At 60.3% G+C, this 19456-nt stretch carries 19 protein-coding genes and 2 tRNA genes; 14 read left to right on the plus strand and 7 right to left on the minus strand.

Annotated features, from left to right (window positions below):
• Positions 1-9 precede the first annotated feature (9 nt).
• Positions 10-3915, plus strand: a complete 3906-nt coding sequence (locus RJ40_RS08310) for a DNA-directed DNA polymerase II large subunit (RefSeq protein WP_265582552.1) — start codon at positions 10-12, stop codon at positions 3913-3915.
• Positions 3916-4049: 134 nt separating this feature from the next.
• Here the strand turns inward: RJ40_RS08310 and RJ40_RS08315 are convergent, their stop codons facing one another.
• Positions 4050-4580, minus strand: coding sequence for an NYN domain-containing protein (locus tag RJ40_RS08315; protein ID WP_265580394.1), 531 nt, complete (start codon positions 4578-4580; stop codon positions 4050-4052).
• Between the two features lie 382 nt (positions 4581-4962).
• Here RJ40_RS08315 and RJ40_RS08320 point away from each other — a divergent pair.
• Positions 4963-5037 (plus strand) — tRNA-Pro (locus tag RJ40_RS08320).
• 157 nt (positions 5038-5194) lie between these two features.
• The gene (locus tag RJ40_RS08325) at positions 5195-5863 is read left to right on the plus strand and encodes a nitrite/sulfite reductase domain-containing protein (protein WP_394357374.1); all 669 of its coding nucleotides are present in this window, start codon (positions 5195-5197) and stop codon (positions 5861-5863) included.
• Here RJ40_RS08325 and RJ40_RS08330 read toward each other — a convergent pair.
• Together RJ40_RS08330 and RJ40_RS08335 are read right to left on the minus strand one after the other, a co-directional pair.
• Positions 5860-6387, minus strand: coding sequence for a hypothetical protein (locus RJ40_RS08330; protein ID WP_265580395.1), 528 nt, complete (start codon positions 6385-6387; stop codon positions 5860-5862). The genes RJ40_RS08325 and RJ40_RS08330 overlap by 4 nt on opposite strands.
• Positions 6384-6812 (minus strand): hypothetical protein, encoded by a 429-nt coding sequence (locus RJ40_RS08335; protein WP_265580396.1) that lies wholly within the window; start codon positions 6810-6812, stop codon positions 6384-6386. The genes RJ40_RS08330 and RJ40_RS08335 overlap by 4 nt, the downstream gene beginning before the upstream one ends.
• Positions 6813-6947: 135 nt before the next feature.
• On the opposite strand from RJ40_RS08335, the gene RJ40_RS08340 reads away from it, so the two are divergent.
• The 10 genes from RJ40_RS08340 (at position 6948) to RJ40_RS08385 (ending at position 12287) form a co-directional block, all read left to right on the plus strand.
• Positions 6948-7772 (plus strand): MerR family transcriptional regulator, encoded by an 825-nt coding sequence (locus RJ40_RS08340; RefSeq protein ID WP_265580397.1) that lies wholly within the window; start codon positions 6948-6950, stop codon positions 7770-7772.
• A 46-nt stretch (positions 7773-7818) separates the two neighbouring features.
• On the plus strand, positions 7819-8040 hold the full coding sequence (locus tag RJ40_RS08345; protein WP_220680772.1) for a hypothetical protein: 222 nt from the start codon (positions 7819-7821) through the stop codon (positions 8038-8040).
• Between the two features lie 38 nt (positions 8041-8078).
• Positions 8079-8546, plus strand: coding sequence for a GNAT family N-acetyltransferase (locus RJ40_RS08350; protein WP_265580398.1), 468 nt, complete (start codon positions 8079-8081; stop codon positions 8544-8546).
• A 76-nt stretch (positions 8547-8622) separates the two neighbouring features.
• Positions 8623-8958 (plus strand): cupin domain-containing protein, encoded by a 336-nt coding sequence (locus RJ40_RS08355; protein WP_265580399.1) that lies wholly within the window; start codon positions 8623-8625, stop codon positions 8956-8958.
• A gap of 5 nt (positions 8959-8963) precedes the next feature.
• The gene (locus RJ40_RS08360; protein WP_265580400.1) at positions 8964-9242 is read left to right on the plus strand and encodes an NAC family transcription factor; all 279 of its coding nucleotides are present in this window, start codon (positions 8964-8966) and stop codon (positions 9240-9242) included.
• A 6-nt stretch (positions 9243-9248) separates the two neighbouring features.
• Positions 9249-9695, plus strand: a complete 447-nt coding sequence (locus RJ40_RS08365) for a C-GCAxxG-C-C family protein (RefSeq protein WP_265580401.1) — start codon at positions 9249-9251, stop codon at positions 9693-9695.
• Positions 9692-9967, plus strand: coding sequence for an acylphosphatase (locus RJ40_RS08370; RefSeq protein WP_265580402.1), 276 nt, complete (start codon positions 9692-9694; stop codon positions 9965-9967). Before RJ40_RS08365 ends, RJ40_RS08370 begins: the two co-directional genes overlap by 4 nt.
• A 238-nt stretch (positions 9968-10205) precedes the next feature.
• Positions 10206-10721 (plus strand): GNAT family N-acetyltransferase, encoded by a 516-nt coding sequence (locus RJ40_RS08375; protein ID WP_265580403.1) that lies wholly within the window; start codon positions 10206-10208, stop codon positions 10719-10721.
• Between the two features lie 163 nt (positions 10722-10884).
• Positions 10885-12045 (plus strand): FmdE family protein, encoded by a 1161-nt coding sequence (locus tag RJ40_RS08380; RefSeq protein ID WP_265580405.1) that lies wholly within the window; start codon positions 10885-10887, stop codon positions 12043-12045.
• Positions 12046-12204: 159 nt separating this feature from the next.
• Positions 12205-12287: transfer RNA gene (locus tag RJ40_RS08385), tRNA-Leu, on the plus strand.
• Positions 12288-12355: 68 nt separating this feature from the next.
• Here RJ40_RS08385 and RJ40_RS08390 read toward each other — a convergent pair.
• From RJ40_RS08390 to RJ40_RS08405, 4 genes are all read right to left on the minus strand, one after another.
• Complete coding sequence (locus tag RJ40_RS08390; protein ID WP_265580406.1) at positions 12356-13234, minus strand: restriction endonuclease; 879 nt, start codon at positions 13232-13234, stop codon at positions 12356-12358.
• A gap of 346 nt (positions 13235-13580) precedes the next feature.
• The gene (locus tag RJ40_RS08395; protein ID WP_265580407.1) at positions 13581-14219 is read right to left on the minus strand and encodes a hypothetical protein; all 639 of its coding nucleotides are present in this window, start codon (positions 14217-14219) and stop codon (positions 13581-13583) included.
• Positions 14220-14792: 573 nt separating this feature from the next.
• Entirely contained in the window at positions 14793-15098 is a 306-nt protein-coding gene (locus RJ40_RS08400) for a nucleotidyltransferase family protein (protein ID WP_394357375.1), read from the minus strand.
• A gap of 1073 nt (positions 15099-16171) precedes the next feature.
• Positions 16172-17401: a PEGA domain-containing protein gene (locus RJ40_RS08405; RefSeq protein WP_265580408.1), complete on the minus strand. Its 1230-nt coding sequence runs from the start codon at positions 17399-17401 to the stop codon at positions 16172-16174.
• Between the two features lie 102 nt (positions 17402-17503).
• On the opposite strand from RJ40_RS08405, the gene acs reads away from it, so the two are divergent.
• Positions 17504-19396 carry an acetate--CoA ligase gene (gene acs, locus RJ40_RS08410; RefSeq protein WP_265580409.1) on the plus strand — a complete coding sequence of 631 codons (1893 nt, stop codon included), beginning with the start codon at positions 17504-17506 and terminating at the stop codon, positions 19394-19396.
• Positions 19397-19456: the final 60 nt, after the last annotated feature.

The raw sequence follows: 19456 nt of genomic DNA on the forward strand, positions 1-19456 counted from the left end.
CTGATCCCCATGGTAGCGGTCTCGCCGTCGATGGCCGGGTACTTCAAACGGCTTGAGGAAAACCTCAACGCTGTCCTGAAAGTAGCGGAAGCGGCGCGGGCCAGGGGCTACGACCCGCGCACAAAAGTCGAGATCCCGCTGGCCAACGACCTCGGCGACCGGGTCGAGGCCCTCCTCGGGATCGAGGGGGTGGCCGCGCGGATCCGGGAACTCGAGAAACAGATGTCCCGCGAAGAGGTCTCTCTCAAGATCGGCGACGACTTCGTGGCAAAGATGTTCGGCGAGGAGACGCGGGAGGAGGTCGTCGACCACGCGATCAGAACCTCGATGGGTCTCCTCACCGAAGGTGTGGTGGCGGCGCCGACCGAGGGGATCGCCAAGGTCGGGTTTGGCAAGAACGACGACGGCACCGAATATCTCAAGGTCTATTATGCCGGCCCGATCCGGTCGGCCGGCGGGACGGCCCAGGCCCTCTCGGTTCTTGTCGGCGATTATGTCCGGCAGAGTCTCGGGATCGACCGATACAAACCCAGGACCGATGAGGTGGAACGATACGTCGAGGAACTCAAGCAGTACAACAACATCCAGTCGATGCAGTACATGCCCAGCGACGACGAGATCCGCCTCATCATCAAGAACTGCCCGGTATGTATCGACGGCGAACCGACCGAGCGCGAGGAGGTCTCCGGGTACCGCAACCTGGAGCGGGTGGAGACGAACACGGTGCGGGGCGGGATGTGCCTGGTCGTCGCCGAGGGGCTGGCCCTCAAGGCCCCCAAGGTGATGAAGAATGTCAGAAAGATGAAGATGGAAGGCTGGGACTGGCTCCAGCAGATCATCGACGGGGCATCGAATTCTGACGACGAGGAAGAGGAAGAGCCCGGCGTCCACCCGAAGGACAAATACATCCGCGACCTCATCGGCGGCCGCCCGGTCTTCTCGTACCCGATGCGCACCGGAGGGTTTCGGCTGCGGTACGGCCGGTCCCGGAACACCGGGTTTGCTGCGGCAGGGTTCAACCCGGCCACCCTCCACATCCTCGGCGACTATCTCGCGGTCGGGACGCAGATGAAGACCGAACGCCCCGGCAAGGCGGCCGGGGTGGTGCCGGTCGACAGCATCGAAGGACCGACGGTCAGGTTGAAGTCGGGGGAGGTGCGGCGGGTCGACGACACCGAGGAGGCGAAACGGATCGTCCCGCAGCTCGATAAGATCCTCGACATCGGCGAGATCCTCATCAGTTACGGCGAGTTCCTGGAGAACAACCACCCCCTGATCCCGCCGACCTATTGCGAGGAGTGGTGGCTCCTGGAGGGCGGCCCCCGCCACCCGGAGAACGAGATCGAGGCGATCGAGTTCGCCCTCGAGGGCGCACCCCTCCATCCGGCCTACACCTGGTTCTGGGACGACCTTGACCCTGCGCAGGTGCGATGGCTTGCCGATTATGTCTCGGCCCGCGGTCGGGTCGAGGATGGGGCGCTCAGGATCGAGGACAGCCCCGAACTGAGAGATGTCCTGGACGTGCTCCTCATCCCCCGCACCGTCGAGGGGGACGAGGTGGTGCTCAAGACTTTCCTGGCCTTCCTCGCCTGCCTGGGACTCACCCTCACCCTCGAAAAGCGGCCGGTCTGGGAGAACGCGCCCGATGCACCCGAAGGCAACGGAAACGGCCAGATCCACGGCAACACCCACACCCTCGACCTCGTCTCCCACCTATCCGGCTTCACCGTCAGGTCGCGGGGCGGGACCAGGATCGGAGGGAGGATGGGTCGGCCCGGCAAGTCCAAGCCCCGTGAGATGAAGCCCGCACCCCACGTCCTCTTCCCGGTCGGCGAGGCCGGCGGGGCCAGGCGGTCGGTGCAGACCGCCGGTTCGTACAAGGTGCGGAGCAACCGGGACGGCGGCACGATCAACGCGGAGGTCGGCGAGCGTCGGTGTGCCGCCTGCGGGCAGGTCACCTTCAAGAACCAGTGCCCCTCCTGCGGCGGTCACACCGAACCGGTCTGGCGGTGCCCGAAATGCAACATCGAGACCGGCGGCAGGATCTGCCCGGCCTGCGAGGGGAAGGCGGTCTGCCTCCAGAAGATAGACCTGGCGATCAAGGATGAGTACGGTGAGGGCCTCAAGCGTCTTCGGATGAACCATAACGCCGTGCAACTTGTCAAGGGGGTCAAGGGCATGATCTCGGCCGAACGGACGGTGGAACCGATCGAGAAGGGGATCCTCCGGGCATGCCATGGGCTGTACGTCTTCAAGGACGGGACGGTCCGTTACGACATGATCGATCTCCCGGTCACGCACTTCAGGCCGCAGGAGGTGGGGGCGAGCGTCGAGCAGATCAGGGCGATCGGGTACACCCACGACTACAATGGGGTGGAACTGACCAGGCCCGACCAGGTGCTCGAACTCCACTGCCAGGATATCATGGTCTCCGAGCTCTGCGGCGAGTGGCTGCTTCGGGTCTCCCGGTTCGTCGACGATCTCCTGGAGCGGTTCTACGGTCTCCCGCGCTTTTACAATGCCGAAAAGCCCGCGGACCTCATCGGGCAGATGCTCATCGGCCTCGCGCCGCACACGAGCGCCGGGGTGCTCTGCCGGCTCATCGGGTTCACGAAGGCGCAGGTAGGGTATGCCCACCCCTTCTTCCATGCGGCCAAACGGCGCAACTGCTTCCAGGGCGACACCCTCATCCGGGTGATGGAGGACGGGCGCTGGCGCGAGGTGCCGGTCAGTCAGTTCGTCCTGGAAAACTTCGACCTCGCCCGCCCCGGCCTGGACGAGGCCGGGACTCACTGGTCCGAACCGAGACGGCAGGCCACGGTGCTCGCCGTCGACTCGCAGGGCAATGTCCGTCCCCGCCGGGTGACGGCGGTCTCGGTCCACCGCGCCCCCGACCATCTCATCAGGTTCGAGACGGCGCGGGGCCGGAGCCTGGAGGTGACGCCCGACCATACGATGCTGGTCTGGGATCTCTGTTATCTCAGGAAGATCATGGCGATGGAGGTGAAGGTCGGCGACCGCGTCCCGGTGATGGAAGGCGGGGGCGTGGTCTCCGACACCGTGACCGGGGTGGACTATCTCAGGTGCCCTGACGAGGCGGTCTACTGCCTGACGGTCGCCGAGGACCACACTCTCGCGGCGAACGGGATCTTCTGCGGGCAGTGCGATGGCGACGAGGACTGCGTGATGCTCCTCCTCGACGGGCTGATCAACTTTTCCCGATCGTTCCTGCCCGAGACGCGGGGCGGGTCGATGGACGCCCCGCTCGTGCTCACCTCCCGCCTCGATCCCAAAGAGGTGGACAAGGAGAGTCTCAACGTCGATGTCGTCGACCACTACCCGCTCGCGCTCTACGAGGCGGCGCTCAACTATGCCCCGCCCAAAGATCTGGAGAAGGTGATCGATCATGTCGACCTCCGCGTCGGCACGCCCGCACAGTACGAGGGCTTCCGTTTCACCCACGACACCGCCGACATCTCGGCCGGCCCCCTGGAGTCCACCTACACCCTGCTCGGCTCGATGCTCGATAAGATGCAGGCCGAACTCGAACTCGCCGAGATGATCCGGGCGGTGGACGCGGACGACGTGGCCGAGCGGGTGCTGAACACCCACTTCATCCGCGACCTGATGGGCAATCTCCGCGCCTTTGCCTCACAGTCGGTGCGCTGCACGAAGTGCGGCCAGAAGTACCGCCGCATGCCTCTCTCAGGCAAGTGCACGAAGTGCGGCGGCAAGATCCTCCAGACGGTCCACGAGGCCTCGGTGAAGAAGTATCTCACGATGAGTCGGAATCTCTCCAAGAATTATGATATCTCGCAGTACACCAAGCAGCGGATCGAGGTGCTGGACATGGCGATCTTCTCGACGTTCGGGGAAGAGAAGGAGAAGCAGCTGGGCCTCGCGGACTTTATGTGAGCAGGCAGGGGAGGCGGGGCGGCGCCCCTGTTCATGGCCCGGCGATAGGGCGGTGGGGGGTACGATAGAGTGAGAGGTCTGGTCAGCACCGGATTCACACTTCAGAAGAGGTTTTCAACAGATCCAGAAAATCTCTAATCCCTCTGAATCCGCTCGAAAAATTCCTCGTCCATCTCGCGCCGCTCGTCGACGGCCGAGAGGAGTTCGTTGTGCGCCGCCTTTTTTGAGTAGTACAGGGTGACGATCACCCCGGCGTCCTTCGCCGCGTCGACGGCCGGGACAAAATCGCTGTCTCCGGTGACGACGGTCGCATACCTGATCTGCCCGGTCCAGCTGAGTTTCACCAGGTCGACGGCAAGGAGGATGTCCACCCGCTTCTGCTCGAAGGTCTCGCCGATCCCTTTCTGCAACCGTCCGAACCGCATCTGGAACCTGGGCAGGCCTTCCATGATGTCCCTGAACTTGCAGTACTGGGCGTAGCGCCGCCTCTCCTCCTCGGTGGGCGGGTCGCTCTGGTAGGGCATGCAGTCGTAGAAATAGGTGCGCAGCCGCTCTCTCCCTTCGCAGGCCTCGTCGGAGAACTTTTCAAAGTCGATCTTGGTGCCTTCCGGCGAGACCTTGGAGAGGTATCCGTTGTCGATGAATACGGCCGCCCTCCCGGTCATGGAGGATGAAAAGGATCAATACAAGAAGAAACTATCGTCCCGGGGGGAACGATAGCGGGTATGATAGTATAATTGTCTCCTCGCGTGGATATAAATTTTCTGAACCTCATGATGAATGAGGTCGATTATGGGTTTGAATCTTGAAAAGTCTCGTATTTTGTGCGTATTGTAATTTGCAGAATTGCTCATGGAACGGAGCGGCCGGGGGTACGATCGCTCCTGATACCAGGGTTCCTGCTATCGGTATCGATCAATCTGTCACCCATTGATGGATCATGATGCCTGCCGCGTGGCCCCCCGTTCTCCCCCTCGCCCCACCCCCCGCCGGGCCGTACTTTAGAAGCCCTCAAATACCCTGACCACCCAACTTATAATGCACTCTGGGGTCGTGGGGTAGCCTGGTCCATCCTATGGCGTTCGGGACGCTGTAACCTGAGTTCGAATCTCAGCGACCCCATTTCACTTATTCTTCTGATTTCCTTCATCAAGAGCCGCAGGTTTCGGCACCGTCCAATCCATGCGGAGATCCTTTTGCACGGCCGCTCCGTCTTCCCCCTCTCCGAAAGGTATATCTCTCCACCTCCCTCTATCCGTCCAGAAAGGGGGGAAACGTGATGATGCCAATAGAAGAAGAAGGACCGAGGGGGGCGATCCTCCAGCGGGATCTGGAGACCTATGCGATCGTGCCGCGCACACCTGCGGGCCTGATCTCTCCTGAAGATCTGGAGAACATCGTGAAAGTGGCGCGCCGGTACAGGGTGCCGGTTCTCAAGATCACCTCAGGCCAGCGGATGGCCCTGGTCGGGATCAAGAAGGAAGAGGTCGAGAAGATCTGGGAAGAACTCGGGATGACCGTCGGCGAGGCGACGGCGCCCTGCCTCCACTATGTCCAGGCCTGTCCCGGCACCGCCGTCTGCAAGTACGGGGTCCAGGACTCCCTGGGCCTGGGCACCGAGGTGGAGGAGGTCTACCGCGACCTCAACCTCCCGGCCAAACTGAAGGCCGGGGTCTCGGGGTGCCCGCGCTGCTGCGGCGAGAGTTATGTGCGGGACGTCGGGATCCTCGGGACGACGAAGGGGTGGACCGTGATCTTTGGCGGGAACTCGGGGGGGCGGCCGCGGATCGGCGACGTCATCGCGAAAGACCTCAACCACGACGAGGCCCTCGACCTGGTGCGGCGGCTGCTCGAATATTATCAGGTCCACGGCAAACCCGGCGAACGCTCGCACCGGATGGTGGAGCGGGTCGGGATCGAGGCGGTGAAGGACGCCGTCCTCGGTTAATCCTCTTTTTTTCCGCCCCACTCCTCGACCTGCTCGGTGGCAAGCCCGACGACGACCGAGAACCCGAGCATGAAGACGGTCAGGACGGCGGTGTAGAGCCAGCCGAAATAATAGACCATCAGCGGGACGAGGGGCAGTTTCACCGACCGGCAGTATAGAAACGCGGCGGCCAGGGCCGGGCGCATCCCGTGCTCCCGCAGATCGGCGAGGAGCGGGAACCAGAGATAGACCGGGCCGGTCGAGACGACGCCGGCGGCGGTGGCGATCAGCCAGCCCCGTGCGCCCGCCTCCATGCCCAGCGCCCCGGCCACCCGTTTGGGCGTGAGAAAAAGGTCGACGGTGAAGAGGAGGAGGAAGACCAGGCCAAGCGCCGGGATGACCTGGCGGACGAGGGCGGCGAACCGCGCACACGAACGGACGGCGAGGTCGGGGTCGAGGACGAAGACGAGGGCGTACACCAGGAGCACGACGCCGAGGAAGAGGAAGGGGTACGGCGAGAACTCTCCTTTCTTCTCCGGCTTCATGGGGTTCCTCCCGGCACCGCGAGGACCAGGACGACGAGCGCGGCCATCAGCACGGCGCAGAGAAAACTGATCCCGTTGCGGGCCAGGGCGAAGCGCCGGCCCATCACCTCCATCTCGGCCGGGAGACTGACCAGCCCGACGCTCACCCAGGCGATGATGAAGGCCGTCACCGCCGTCAGACTCACCCCCACCCTGAGGAGTTCGCCGCCGATCACGTAACTGGTGACCGGGTTGCCCGCGGCCACGCTCCCCGCCGCCGCCCCGACGAGGGGGTCGAGGACCGGGTGGCCGGTGAAGAGGGCGGCGTAGGCCTCCTGGGGAACGGCGGTGGTGATGAGGCTGACCAGGAGGAGCACCCCGGCGATCATCGGGATGATCTGGAGGAAGGCCTTCGCCGTCTTCGTCGCACTTCTCCGGATCTCCATGGCTCGATCTGGGGGCGTGGAGGACTTGAGGTGTTCGGTTGGCAAAAAGTTCATGCACGGGCATGCCCCCACCTTTCCCCGGGGCAGACTACGGCATATGATGACCGGCGCCCGCCCACATCTCAGGTGAACACCATGACCGTCGACCAGATTCCCATCGGGAGATTTTCCAGGATCGTGCACCTCACCCAGAAGGCCCTCCGTCTCTATGACCGCAAGGGCCTGCTGGTGCCCGAGGCGAAGGATCCGATCACCGGCTACCGCAACTACACCCTCGGCCAACTCGAGGCGGCGGTGCGGGTCAGAACCCTGGCGAACCTCGGCTTCTCGCTCGAAGAGATGAAGGTCGTCCTGGATGGGGAGGCCGACGACGGGATGGTGGAGAGGCGCCTGGCCGCAGTGCGGCAGGAGATGGCGCATCTCAAAACGATTGAAGGAGTCCTCTGTGCCAGGTCATCTTTCGAGGAGTTGTTTGCTATGTCGCTGTCAGAACCAGTTGTCAAGGAGATCCCCGAGATCCGGGTGATCAGCATGAGAGAGAAAGGAACCTACGAGGACGTCTGCCACCGGCTCATCGAAGGCCTCATGGCCGCGGTGTACAGTCCGGAAAACCAGCGCAACGGCGTGCGGATCGTCGGGCCGGTGATGATGCTCTGCTATGACGAGGAGTACCGGGAGACCGACGCCGACGTCGAACTCGCGGTCCCGGTCGCCGGGCGGGTGAGCGTCGGCGAAGGGATGGAGGTGAAGGTTCTCCCGGCAGTCGAGGTCGTCTCGGTCCTCTACACCGGGCCGTATTACCACCTCACCTCTGCCTACGGGAAGATCCAGGAATACGCCGCAGCGCACGACCTCGCCCTCCGGGGACCGGACCGGGAGATCTATTACAACAGTCCGCACGAGGTCTCGCCCGATGAACTGAGGACCGAAGTGCAGTATCCTGTCGTGCGGACCGCATGACCGTCCCGCCGAAGAGTTCATATGCCGGGGCGGTGTCTGGGGGAGCATGGAGGAGATCACCGGGGTAAAGAAACTGGCCAACGGAGTATTGGTCGAGTACCGCCAGAAGGGGGGGCGGAGGACTGCCGGATTCACCTACCAGGAACTCATCGACATGCGGGTCAACGCCTTCGACCTTGTCGAGAACCCGGACGACTACCTCATCGAACCTATGAGCCGGCAGATCGAGGCGAGGCCGGACAAGTGCGAGCGTCATATTGTCAGGTAGGGGAAAACGTCTTCCCTTCTTTTTTCCAGGATCTACGAATGCACGACGAACAGGTGAGCCTTCGCCGGGGGACCGCGGCCGACGCCCCGGTGATCGCGGACTATAATATCGCCATGGCGCTGGAGACCGAGGGGAAAGTTCTCGACCCGGAGACCGTCCGAAAAGGTGTCGAGGCGGTGCTCGCCGACCCGGCGAAGGGGTTCTATCTCATCGCCGAGTCGGACGGGCGCGTCGTCGGGCAGGGGATGGTCACCTTCGAGTGGAGCGACTGGCGGGACGGGGTCTTCTGGTGGCTCCAGAGTGTCTATGTCCACCCGGACGCCCGGCGGCAGGGGGTCTTCGCCCGCCTCTTCCGCGCCCTCGAGGCCGAGGCCAGGCGCCGGCCGGAGGTGGCGGGACTGCGGCTGTACGTCGACCAGGAGAACCTGACCGCCCAGGAGACCTACCGCCGGTTGGGGATGGCCGCATCGAACTACGCCCTCTTTGAACTGGAGTTCGAGGACTGATCCTCCTGTTCTGGTGCACTGAACGCCATTCTTTTATCCGGTGCCGGCGATGCTCTCCTGAACGAGGAACGAGATCATGAGCGACGAGGTACGTGCTGAACTGAAGGGGACGGTGCTCCGCCTGAAAGATCTGGTCGAGTATCAGGAGGGGACGGTGGCGAGCAGGACGATCGTCAACCGGCCGGCGGGGACGATCACCCTCTTCTCCTTCGACGAGGACGAGGGGCTTTCCGAGCACACGGCGCCGTACGACGCGGTGGTGACGATTCTCGACGGGGAGTGCGAGGTCTGGCTCGCGGGCGAGACGCATCAGATGAAGGAGGGCGAGACGATCATCTTCCCGGCAAACGCCCCGCACGCTCTCTCGGCGGTGACGCGCTTTAAGATGATGCTGACGATGATCCGGGAGTGAGCGAGGTGACCGACGAAGGAAAATACTGCACCATCTGCGGCGGCGCCGTGCCGGCGGGCCCGGAGATCAGGAAGGTGCTGGTCGACGGGAAGGCGACGGGGATCGATCGTCTCGATCGGATCATCGAGGACGTGATCGCCCTGGACCTTGAGCGCGAGGACGAGATCAGGGCGGCGCTCCTGGAGCGGGTGAAGGCCTTCAACTATGTTCCCACGAAGAAGACCGACGCCTACGCGGAGGCGCTGATGGCCGAGTACCGCACCGCGTCGGGCGGCCGGAGGTGATCGTCGATGTCGAAGCGATCCGAACGGGCCGCGGCGTCGTTCACCGGCGGGGTGAACTGTGCCCAGGCGGTCGCGGGGGCGTTTGCCGACGAGTGCGGTCTTGACGAGGCAACGCTTCGAAAGATGGCGTGCGGGTTTGGCGGCGGGCTCGCCCACACGGGCCGGACCTGCGGGGCGGTGAGCGGCGCCGTCCTGGTCCTGGGCCTGACCCGCGGCACCGCCATCCCCGGCGATGCGGAGGGGAAGGAGGCATGTTACGTGCTGGTGCGGGAGTTCCTCCGCCGGTTCGCCGACTGCCATGGTTCGACGGAGTGCACCGCCCTCGTCGGCTACGATCTCTCTGACCCGCAGGCCCTCGCGGCGGCGAAGGCGGCCGGGGCGTTTGCGGCGCGGTGCACCGGGTATGTGCGGGACGCGGTGGAGATCGTCGAAGAGGTGCTGCGGGAGCCATGAAGGCGCGGGTGCATGTCTTCGTCAGCGGTCGGGTGCAGGGGGTCTTTTTCCGGGACGCGACGAGCGAGGAAGCGGCGCGGCACGGGGTGACCGGATGGGTGCGAAACCTCGCCGACGGCAGGGTGGAGGCGGTCTTCGAGGGCGAGGCGGAGGGTGTCGAGGCGGTGCTCGGCTTCTGCCGCCGCGGTCCTCCGGCGGCGCGGGTGACCGGGGTCGAAGCAGTGGGAGAAGAGTATACCGGAGCGTTCGCGGGGTTCGCGGTGCGGCGCTGAGCGGCCCGTCTGATCGGCGTGCCTTCCCCCATGCTCGTGCCGGGGGCGCTGCCCCCGGACCCCCGGAATTGCGATAGGGCGGGAAGGCAGAAGGGAGGTCGTGAAGAGGATGGTGGCGTGCCGGATGCGGTCCGGTGCGTGGAGGCCTCCGCCCCCCGACGCTCTCCGATTTTTTTCTTAAGATTTTTCATAATACAGACCCAAATAAAGAGGTAACTACGATAGAGGTCTGATCTGATTGATTCGTCGCTCGAAACTCGAAGATGCCGATGCCATCTATGGATTATATGTTGAGACCGCCGCCGTGCCGGGCGGGCTTGCCCGCTGCAGGGACGAGATCACCCCCACCTATATCCATACGTTTCTGAGAAGATGCATCGGCGATGGCCTCTCCCTCGTCGCCGTGGACGACGGGGGCCGGGTTGTCGGGGAGGTGCACGCCTCCCGCTGCGGGTTGAAGGTCTTTGGGCATGTGCTCACCGACCTCACCATCTCGGTGCATCCGGCGTGCCAGTCGCACGGGTGGGGGCGGCAACTCTTCGAGCGGTTCATCGAGGTGGTGACCGAGGAGATGCCCGAGATCCGTCGGATCGAACTGAGCGCGAGGGAGAGCAACACGCGGGCGATCCGGTTCTACGAGTCGCTCGGGTTCGTCGCCGAGGGGCGGCTCCGGGGCCGCGTCTATGGTGTGGGCGGACGCTACGAGGACGACATCCAGATGGGGTGGCTCCGCTCTCCTGCCTCCGAGTCGTGAGCGGTTCGGGGCGATCTTTTCTTTTTCCCGTGATGGTTCCGGGCAAATTTGACGATCTATCCTGCATCACGCTTTGAATGTCTGTTTTTCATCTGAATATTGGTAATATCCAAAGCTATATCATAACTATTTGATAATACGAAAATTACACCTTGTGTGAATTTTGCCGCGTCCGCTCGGTCTTTTCAGCGGCCGGAACGGTGCGGAGCAGGTGATTGTTGTGACGAAGATGCGATATGGTATGGTTATACTCCTCCTTCTGCTGGCGGTGCCGGGGATCGTCCTTGCCGACGATGCGACGATGGAGGCGATCGGTGCGAAGGCGGCGACGGTGGCGATGGATCAACTCGGATCGGCGGAGGGCGATGTCAATCTGCTGGCGATGACCGATGCGGGTTGTGCGATGATCGGGAAAGAAACAACTGAGAAGTGTCTGAACGGGGTGACCGATGTGAGCGGGTGCACCATCGGCGATGCGAATCTCCTCATCCCCCAGAGGAGCAAGTTTTCGCCGCTGTGGTTCTTCTTCTACAAGAAAGACTCCGGTGAGGCGGTCTTCCTCCAGGTGAACGGCACGGCGACGGCACGTTCGGCCGCAGAGATCACGAAGATGCCGGCCGATGAGGTTTTTGCCGTCATGGCAAAGAAGCAGATCGATGCGGCGTACATCCTGAAGAACCAGAGTGTGTGGACCGAATATCTTGAGAAGAAGGTCTTTGCCGGGAACGAGTTCAGTCTCATCACGATCGCCAATGTGTGGGCTGATCCGGCGACGACATACGATTTCCTCAGGGCCTCCGCCTTCCACAACCACCTCTGTCCGGGTGTGACGAGCGGGTACCTCATCTCTCACTACGTGGAGGAGAACCTCCCCATCGAGAGCCCCACCCAGAGTTACAAGGTCATCGCCTGCCCGGTCTGGTGCAAGGACGATCTCTTCCCGATCGTGTGGGACGCGACGCCGGGGAAGCGGGGTCTTTTCGTGAAGGATCTCAGCGCGGTCGAGAAGGCGGCGCTGAAGGAGAGTCTCGGGACCGATGTCGCGGGGATCTATGTGAGGTGGGACGCAGCCACGAAGAGCGGCGACGGACTGGTCGTGGGATACAACTGGACGCGGAGCAATGAGGTGACCGGCACCGCCGACTGGAAAGGAAACCCGTCGCTCGCAAAACTGGTGATGGACCTCGAACTGATCGATTACACCGACCGGCCGGAGGAAGTGGTCTCGACGGTCAAGGTGTTCAGGTGCGAGAGCCCGGAGGAGTTTTCCATGCTCACCTATGCCGGGGTCAACCCGCTGAAGGTGCTGGGCGTGGAGGCGTGAAGATCCTTTGAGCGAGGCGTGGGATCACTCTCCTCTTTCTTTTCAACATTTTTTTTCTTTTTCTCCTCTGATCATCGGGGGCAGTCTTCTCTTCTCTCGTTGTGCCGGCGGTGGGCGATAGATATTAGAGGAAGGGTGGCGAAAACCATAGGTGCAGGCGCGAGAGTAGTGAAGCGGCCAAACACGGGGGACTCAAGATCCTCTCCTGTAGGGGTTCGTCGGTTCGAATCCGGCCTCTCGCATTTCTTTTTGGGGTTCGTTGAATTTCTTGTTGACAGGATAGAATTCTTCAAAAAAAGAATGGATCGATTCAATCCTCTGAAAAGTAGTCGTGATCAATTTTTTTGATCGTATATTTTTCGTACGTGCTCACTCCCAGATCGTATTCAATCATCAGGTCGACAAGTTTCGCGCCGTCGATGAGAGCGACTTTGAAATTTGGTTTTTGAGCTACGGATTTTGCCGTGTCGGTGAACTTTGACGTGGTAATGAACACGCCTTTCCTGGCCCCTTTTACCGTTAATGATCCGATAAAGTTGCGGATTTCTCTGCTGTCTACGGAATGTGCCCGGTCCCATCGTTTCGCCTGGATATAGATCTCATCGATGCCAAGTTTGTCCATCTTAATTATTCCGTCGATACCTCCGTCGCCACTCTGCCCGACGACTTTCCCGGCATCTGATCGCGACCCGCCATATCCCATTGCCACGAGAAGGTCGACAACCAATTTCTCGAAAAAGTCCGGACTCATCGAAAGTATTTGATCGAGCAGATCGGAAGCCAATGAATTTTTGATCTCCTGATAACTTTGTTCGAGCATTTCTTCAGGAGATATTAATTTTGGATCGACATTCTCCGGTGTTTCTGTTTTCGTTCCATTCACAAAAGTCTGGAATTCATCGAACTGCAACAGGAATTCCGAATCCATTTTTTCCGGAGTACCCTGTAAAACCTGAACTCCTCGTTCTGTGATCTTGACCATGCCGCGTTTTGAATTGTCTACCAGTCCGGCCTTCTTCAAATATGTCTTGGCCCATCCGACCCTCGACCGGAAAACCGTCATTTTTCCACTTGGCAATAATTCTATTTTATCATCGTCTGTCAGATGGAGAATGTCTGCAAGTTCTGTTCTCACCTCCTTAATCTGGCGAATCTCTCCGTCTTCGAGGACGTGGAGCATCGGGAGCATGAACTCTTCATATGATGGAACCGGCATAAAACGAATTTTGTTTTTGTCTTAAAATGTTCATCGATTTTATAAGGCCATTAGAAGGAGATTTCAATTAATTTGGCTGTGTAGAAACCATCCGGGCGGCTATCTTTGTGGGGGGTTGGCCACCCTCCCGTCCCCCCGCGTCAGGATAGGGACGGCAACGGCAACTCCTTCTTCATGTTCATCGATTTTGCCTCCCTGGTCCAATCTTCATCCTCGGGGTGGGGTGTGACGGAGCCCCGGCGCGAGAATGAGGGAAGGCGATGGATTCAGTTCGCATGGGGAATTAATTGATGAAAATAGAATGCTTTCTACGCGGCTATTACAATAAATAGTACGTAATCGCAGCGCAAAGCAAACCAACAGACAGTGTAATAATAATCTGCCCTATGTGATTGTTGCGTTTTTCTATGTTCTGTTTTTGTTCATATTCTATCATGCTGGGAATTTTTGAATCTATTACTGATATGTAGTCTTTTATTTCAGATATAAGATTAATGTAAGCATCTATTGCTTGAATGTCCGGGGATCCAATGTCTTTTGAAGCCTTGTATAATGGGATATTATTCAGGCTCTTCTCAATCTCAGGTTTTATTTGTTGGTAATATTCTGGAAAAACATCATGTATTGTAGTTATGGAAAAATCAGATAATTTATTTGAAATAATATCTTTTTGATAGATTCTGATATAATCGAGTAAATCATAAACTGCGCGATAAATATGCCTAAAAGTAGCATCTAGATTTGAATCGATATATTCGCTGTTTTCATGCTTCAGACCACATTTCACAGCGAAAATTCTCATGAAATGATCATATGCATCTTTGATCTCATTTATAGGGGGAATAAAAGACTCTGATCGTAATTCTTCTGCATATAGTGCTAGATATTTGTATTTTTGATAAAGAACTGTTATTTCATAGAGCCGACTACTCTCGACATCGTTGAATTCTAGATCCATAAATGCTCGGATTAAGGTAGAGGTTTACTTAATATCTCTTTTTTTTCGCTCAAGAATTCCTCAGAAGTCTTAACTCTCCCCAACGCTAGCCTCACACTGCCCATCCGATACCTTTTTGCTTCATTAGTCAGTAATTCCCTGTTAATTACCATAGGACGTAAGTTGCGTTCCCAGACATCATCATGAATCACTTCACTCACCTCTCAATCTCCCAGAATTACATGTACTAATATTATAACATGATGGATTTGCTACTTAATGTCTGTAAGTATGTAAATGCGGTATATATTCTTTTTGAAATTAAAATGGTGTGAGATTTATCTTCTCTGGCCCATCTTTCCAGGAATATCTACTGGGCGACCTCCAGGGAGGTCTATGACACGGGGGAGAGGGGTCGTCCCGATCCTATTTGCATCGTGCATGGAATTGCACCGGCCTGCAATCCTACGTTGTCGGTGAACGTGTAGATTTTTGAATCGAAATCGATAATCACGATCAGATCGTCTGGTCTTTCTCTGTGAGTACACCCTGACGACGGCATCCCTGATATCCTCCAGGTAGAGCAACAGGTTCCTAGGCATAAACGACCTCGCTGAGAACAGCGTCCTGGATCGCGGGCTTTAACGTATCGGCAATGACAAGGTCCCCCCTCCGCCCCAGAAGATCTTCGAGGTAGAAGGTGAGGTCCATGAAGTGGTCGAAGGTCTCCTCCCCCTCCCTGAACTCCACCAGAACATCGATGTCGCTCGCCGGGGTGGCCTCTCCCCGCACGGCGGACCCGAAGATCCCGATACGTGCCACGCCGTAACGTTCCCGAATGGTGCCGAGGTTCCGCTGGATCCGGTTGAGGGGTTCCATCTCTCTTCTGGGATAGTGCATACTCCCTCTTATAGCGTGCGGATCCGCTCCGTCCGTCCCACCCCCCGGCGGTCAAACACACCGATGAGCGAGATCATCCCCCCCCACGTTCACGTTTACCCTGGTTTTCACCGACATACACTAAGAAAGTGTCACCCGACGGACGATCATTCGGGATGCGTTCGCCGATCCCCCCCATTTCTCCCCATCTACTCCGTCATGATCACTCAAACGCCGATCGCGCACACGGCCCCCCCGAACCCCTAAAAGATCGGATGCGCCCCGTGCCCCCCCGTTTTAGTGTAACATAGTACTCTGAGAGAGAGAGATCTCTCTTCTCTCTATAGAATACGTATTCAAAGCCCGCTCCTCCGTCCCCTTTGTGTTCACTTTTCAGTGTAAATCCGGTGAAAACAGGGTGAAAAGATGTCACCGTCGGCCGCGGTGTGAGCGGCACCGTCCCGGACCATGCTTTCAGCAGACCCCCCTGTTTTTCAGCGATCTTCAGCAGGTTTCGGCAGGTGCTGTCATCCAACGGACGACGAAGGATGGTTTGATCTCGATGATCTCCATCACACGGTGATATCACCGGATCGATTTCAGCATTCCGGGGTTCGCGCACACACACCCGGACAGCGGAGAACCGGTGGCGCCGTGTGGGGGTGGATTCTGCTGTACTTTACTATGGAGAGAGAGATCTATCTCTCTCTCTGTATTAGTACCGTGAAATCCGACGCCTTTCCCGGCTCTTTGATCATGACAGCACCTGCTGAAAATCTGCTGAAAACCTGCTGAAATGCTGAACTCGTCGTCGCCGCCCGGACCCGGATCACCGCACCGCATCTATGAGAGGATGACCCTCCGGGGATATAACATCGAGTGACGCGGGGTGAATGTGAGGCCGTGCTCCAGATCTCTCGTCATGACCGGGCGGGTGACGAGAACAGAGTACACCCCCATATCTTCGCCGCGGGGCGGCATCACGTGCGTCAAGATTTTCTTCCGGCGATCATTATGACCGTGCACCCCTGCGAGAGAACAGGAGATGAAGCGGAACCAAAAAGGTACGAAAAAAGTATCAGACATTCGGGTGATCACCGGCCGATCCGCTCGGCCAGACGCCGCATCTGCCGCTCCAGCGCCTCCATGTCCTGCTCGACCCCTTCGAGTTCTCTGGAGAGTTGCCCGAGTTCGCCGTTCAACTCTGCGACATCGATCTTCATCTCGTCGATGCTCTTCTTCATATCCTGTGCAGTCCGGTACTCGACCGAGGTCAGCGACCGCCCCACATATCGGTCGTTGTACGAGTCGACGAGGTATTCGAGATACTCCGCTTCGTTATTATATTCCTCGACCTTGCGGTTGTACCGCCTCTCGGTATCCTTATAATTCTCCGTCGCCGCGTTGTACCGGTTCGAGAGATCGATATACTCCTTGAACGCCCGCGGCGTATCGAAGGACCACCCCTCCAGGTATTGCTCGTCGTCGACGACGACAAACCCGCCGGTCGTCTCCAGTGCCGTCCAGACACCTGGCGACGTCTCGGCCAGCACCCAGGCATGGTCGGCCTCAGGAAGTTCCTCGCCGGTCCGCTCCACGTCGCCGATGGCGATCTTCGCGCCGATCCCTCTCGTCTCGATCATGTTCCAGACGTCCAGCGCCATGTCGGCGCAGACAAAGAAGTCGGCGTCGCTGTAGGTATGCGTCTCCCGGTACGTCTCGACGATCTCGCGCACGACGGCGACGTTCGCCTCCCCTTCGGTGAGCACGGTGACGGTCAGGTTCTCCGTCTCGCCGGTGCCCAGTCTGGCGGAGAGACGGTACCGCCCGCCAGGCATCGAATCGGTCGGGAGACGATACTCGAAGTTATACTCGTCGTCCACCTCGACCTGATACGACCGGGGGGCGAAAGACCCGTCCCCGTCGATCGCTTCGACCGAGAGGTTGACCTGCTTCCAGGGGGTGACGGCGTGGCCTGTGACAACGATCTCTTCACCCCTGAGATGGTCGCCCGACCCCTCGCACGCGAGGGCGACCTCGGGGACCAGGTTCTCGGCGAGGTCGGCGATGACCCCGGCCTCCTCGCCCAACTTCATCTCCACCTCGGTCTGCCAGGCAGGGTAGCGCTCGTGGCGGAGTTCGAGCATGTGGCTCCCGGCATCGAGGTCGCGCACCGTGCAGGGGGTGTTCCCGCGGTACTCGCCGTCGAGGTAGACGGCCGCGTCCGGCGGGTCGGAGTCGACCTCCAGCGTCCCTGAAAGGGCGCTGCACCCGGCGGTCAGGATGAGTCCGATGGTCAGGAGAAGGAGGGGGAGGGGTTTCATGATTTTAGATCTATAGGACGATTGATATGTATCTTCGCCCGGTCCCCGGCATAGGTTTATCTCCCCCACCCCCGAGGGAGGAGACGAAAAGAGGGACACGAAATGTCAGCAGAGTTTGAGGTGAGCCTGGAGAGCAGGGCCGTCCGGCCCGACCCCGCATACCTGGAGACCTCGGCCCTGGGGCCGTGGAAACAGGCCTACCGCCGGTACCTCGACGACCCCGACGGGTTCTGGGCGCAGTATGCCGGCGAACTCGAATGGATCGAACCTTGGGACCGGGTGAAGGAGTGGGAGTATCCCTATGCCCGCTGGTTCGTCAACGGAAAACTGAACATCACCACCAACTGCCTGGACCGCCACGCCGCGGGCGAACGCCGGAACAAGGTGGCGCTCATCTGGCGGGGCGAGGAGGAAGGCGTCGAGCGGGTGCTCACCTACCGGCAACTCCATCGGCAGGTGATGCGCTTTGCCGGCGCCCTGAAAAACCTCGGCGTCGGGCGCGGGGACGTCGTCTGCATCTACATGCCCCTCGTCCCCGAACAGATCGTCGCCATCCTCGCCTGCGCCAGGATCGGCGCCGTCCACTCGGTGGTGTACGGCGGATTCGGCGCCGGCGCCCTCAACGCCAGAATCCGCGACGCCGGGGCAAAGATCGTCGTCACCGCCGACGTGGGGTATCGACGGGGCACGCGGGTGCCGCTCAAGACCATCGTCGGCGAAGCGGTGAGAAACGCCCCGAGCATCGAGAAAGTGATCGTGCTCAGGCGCACCGTCCCGCACGTCGCCCTCCACCCCGAGATGGAGATCGACTTCCAGGAGTGCATGGCCGCCGCCCCTTCGCACGTCGACCCCGAGGTGATGGACGCCGAAGACCCGCTCTTCATTCTCTACACGAGCGGCACCACCGGCCCGCCGAAGGGCATCGTCCACACCTGCGGCGGCTACATGGTCGGCACCTACTACACGGCGAAGTACATCTTCGACCTCAAGGAGAACGACGTCTACTGGTGCACCGCCGACCCCGGCTGGATCACCGGCCACTCGTACATCATCTACGGCCCGCTCGCCGCCGGGGCCACGGTGCTCATCACCGAGACCGTCCCCGACTACCCCGACCCCGGCATCTGGTGGCGGGTCATCGAGGACTTCGGGGTGACGGTCTTCTACACCGCACCGACGGCGGTGAGGATGTTCATGAAGTACGGCGACGAGTGGCCTGCCCGCTCCGTCCTCGACTCGCTCCGGGTCATCGGGTCGGTCGGCGAACCCCTCAACCCTGAGGCCTTCGAGTGGTATCATCAGGTCATCGGCCAGTCCCGCTGTCCGGTGCTCGACACCTGGTGGCAGACCGAGACCGGCATGCATATGCTCGCCACACTCGTCGGCGAACCGATGAAGCCGGGGTTCGTGGGCCGCCCCATCCCCGGCGTCTCGGCCGAGGTGGTGGACCGCGAGGGCAACCCCGTGCCCCCCGGCACCGGCGGCCTCCTCGTCCTCACCGAACCCTGGCCGGCGATGATGCGCACGGTCTACAAAAACGACGAGCGCTACCGGAAGTACTGGCACACCATCGACGGCGTCTACCTGGCAGGCGATCTCGCGGTGAAAGACGAAGACGGCTACATCATGGTCCTCGGACGGGCCGACGACATCATCATCGTCGCCGGGCACAACCTGGGCACCGCGGAGGTGGAGTCGGCCCTCGTCGCCCACGAGGCGGTGGCCGAGGCGGCGGTGATCGGGATCCCCGACCCGGTGAAGGGCCAGGCGGTGAAGGCCTTCGTCATCCTCAAGGTCGGGTACGCCCCGAGTGAGAAACTGAAGACCGACCTCATCTACCATGTGCGGATGAGCATCGGCCCCATCGCCATGCCTTCCGAGGTGGCGTTCGTCCCCTCGCTCCCAAAGACCAGGAGCGGCAAGATCATGCGCCGCGTCCTGAAGGCGCAGGAGATGGGCGTCGACCCCGGCGACATCTCGACCCTGGAGGATTAGGGGACGATGGAAGCGCCCGGATAATTCCGGCACCTTCAAGGGGGCCGCTCCCCACCCTTC

Origin of the sequence: Methanofollis aquaemaris, from assembly GCF_017357525.1 — an archaeon.
Classification (GTDB): Archaea; Halobacteriota; Methanomicrobia; order Methanomicrobiales; family Methanofollaceae; genus Methanofollis; species Methanofollis aquaemaris.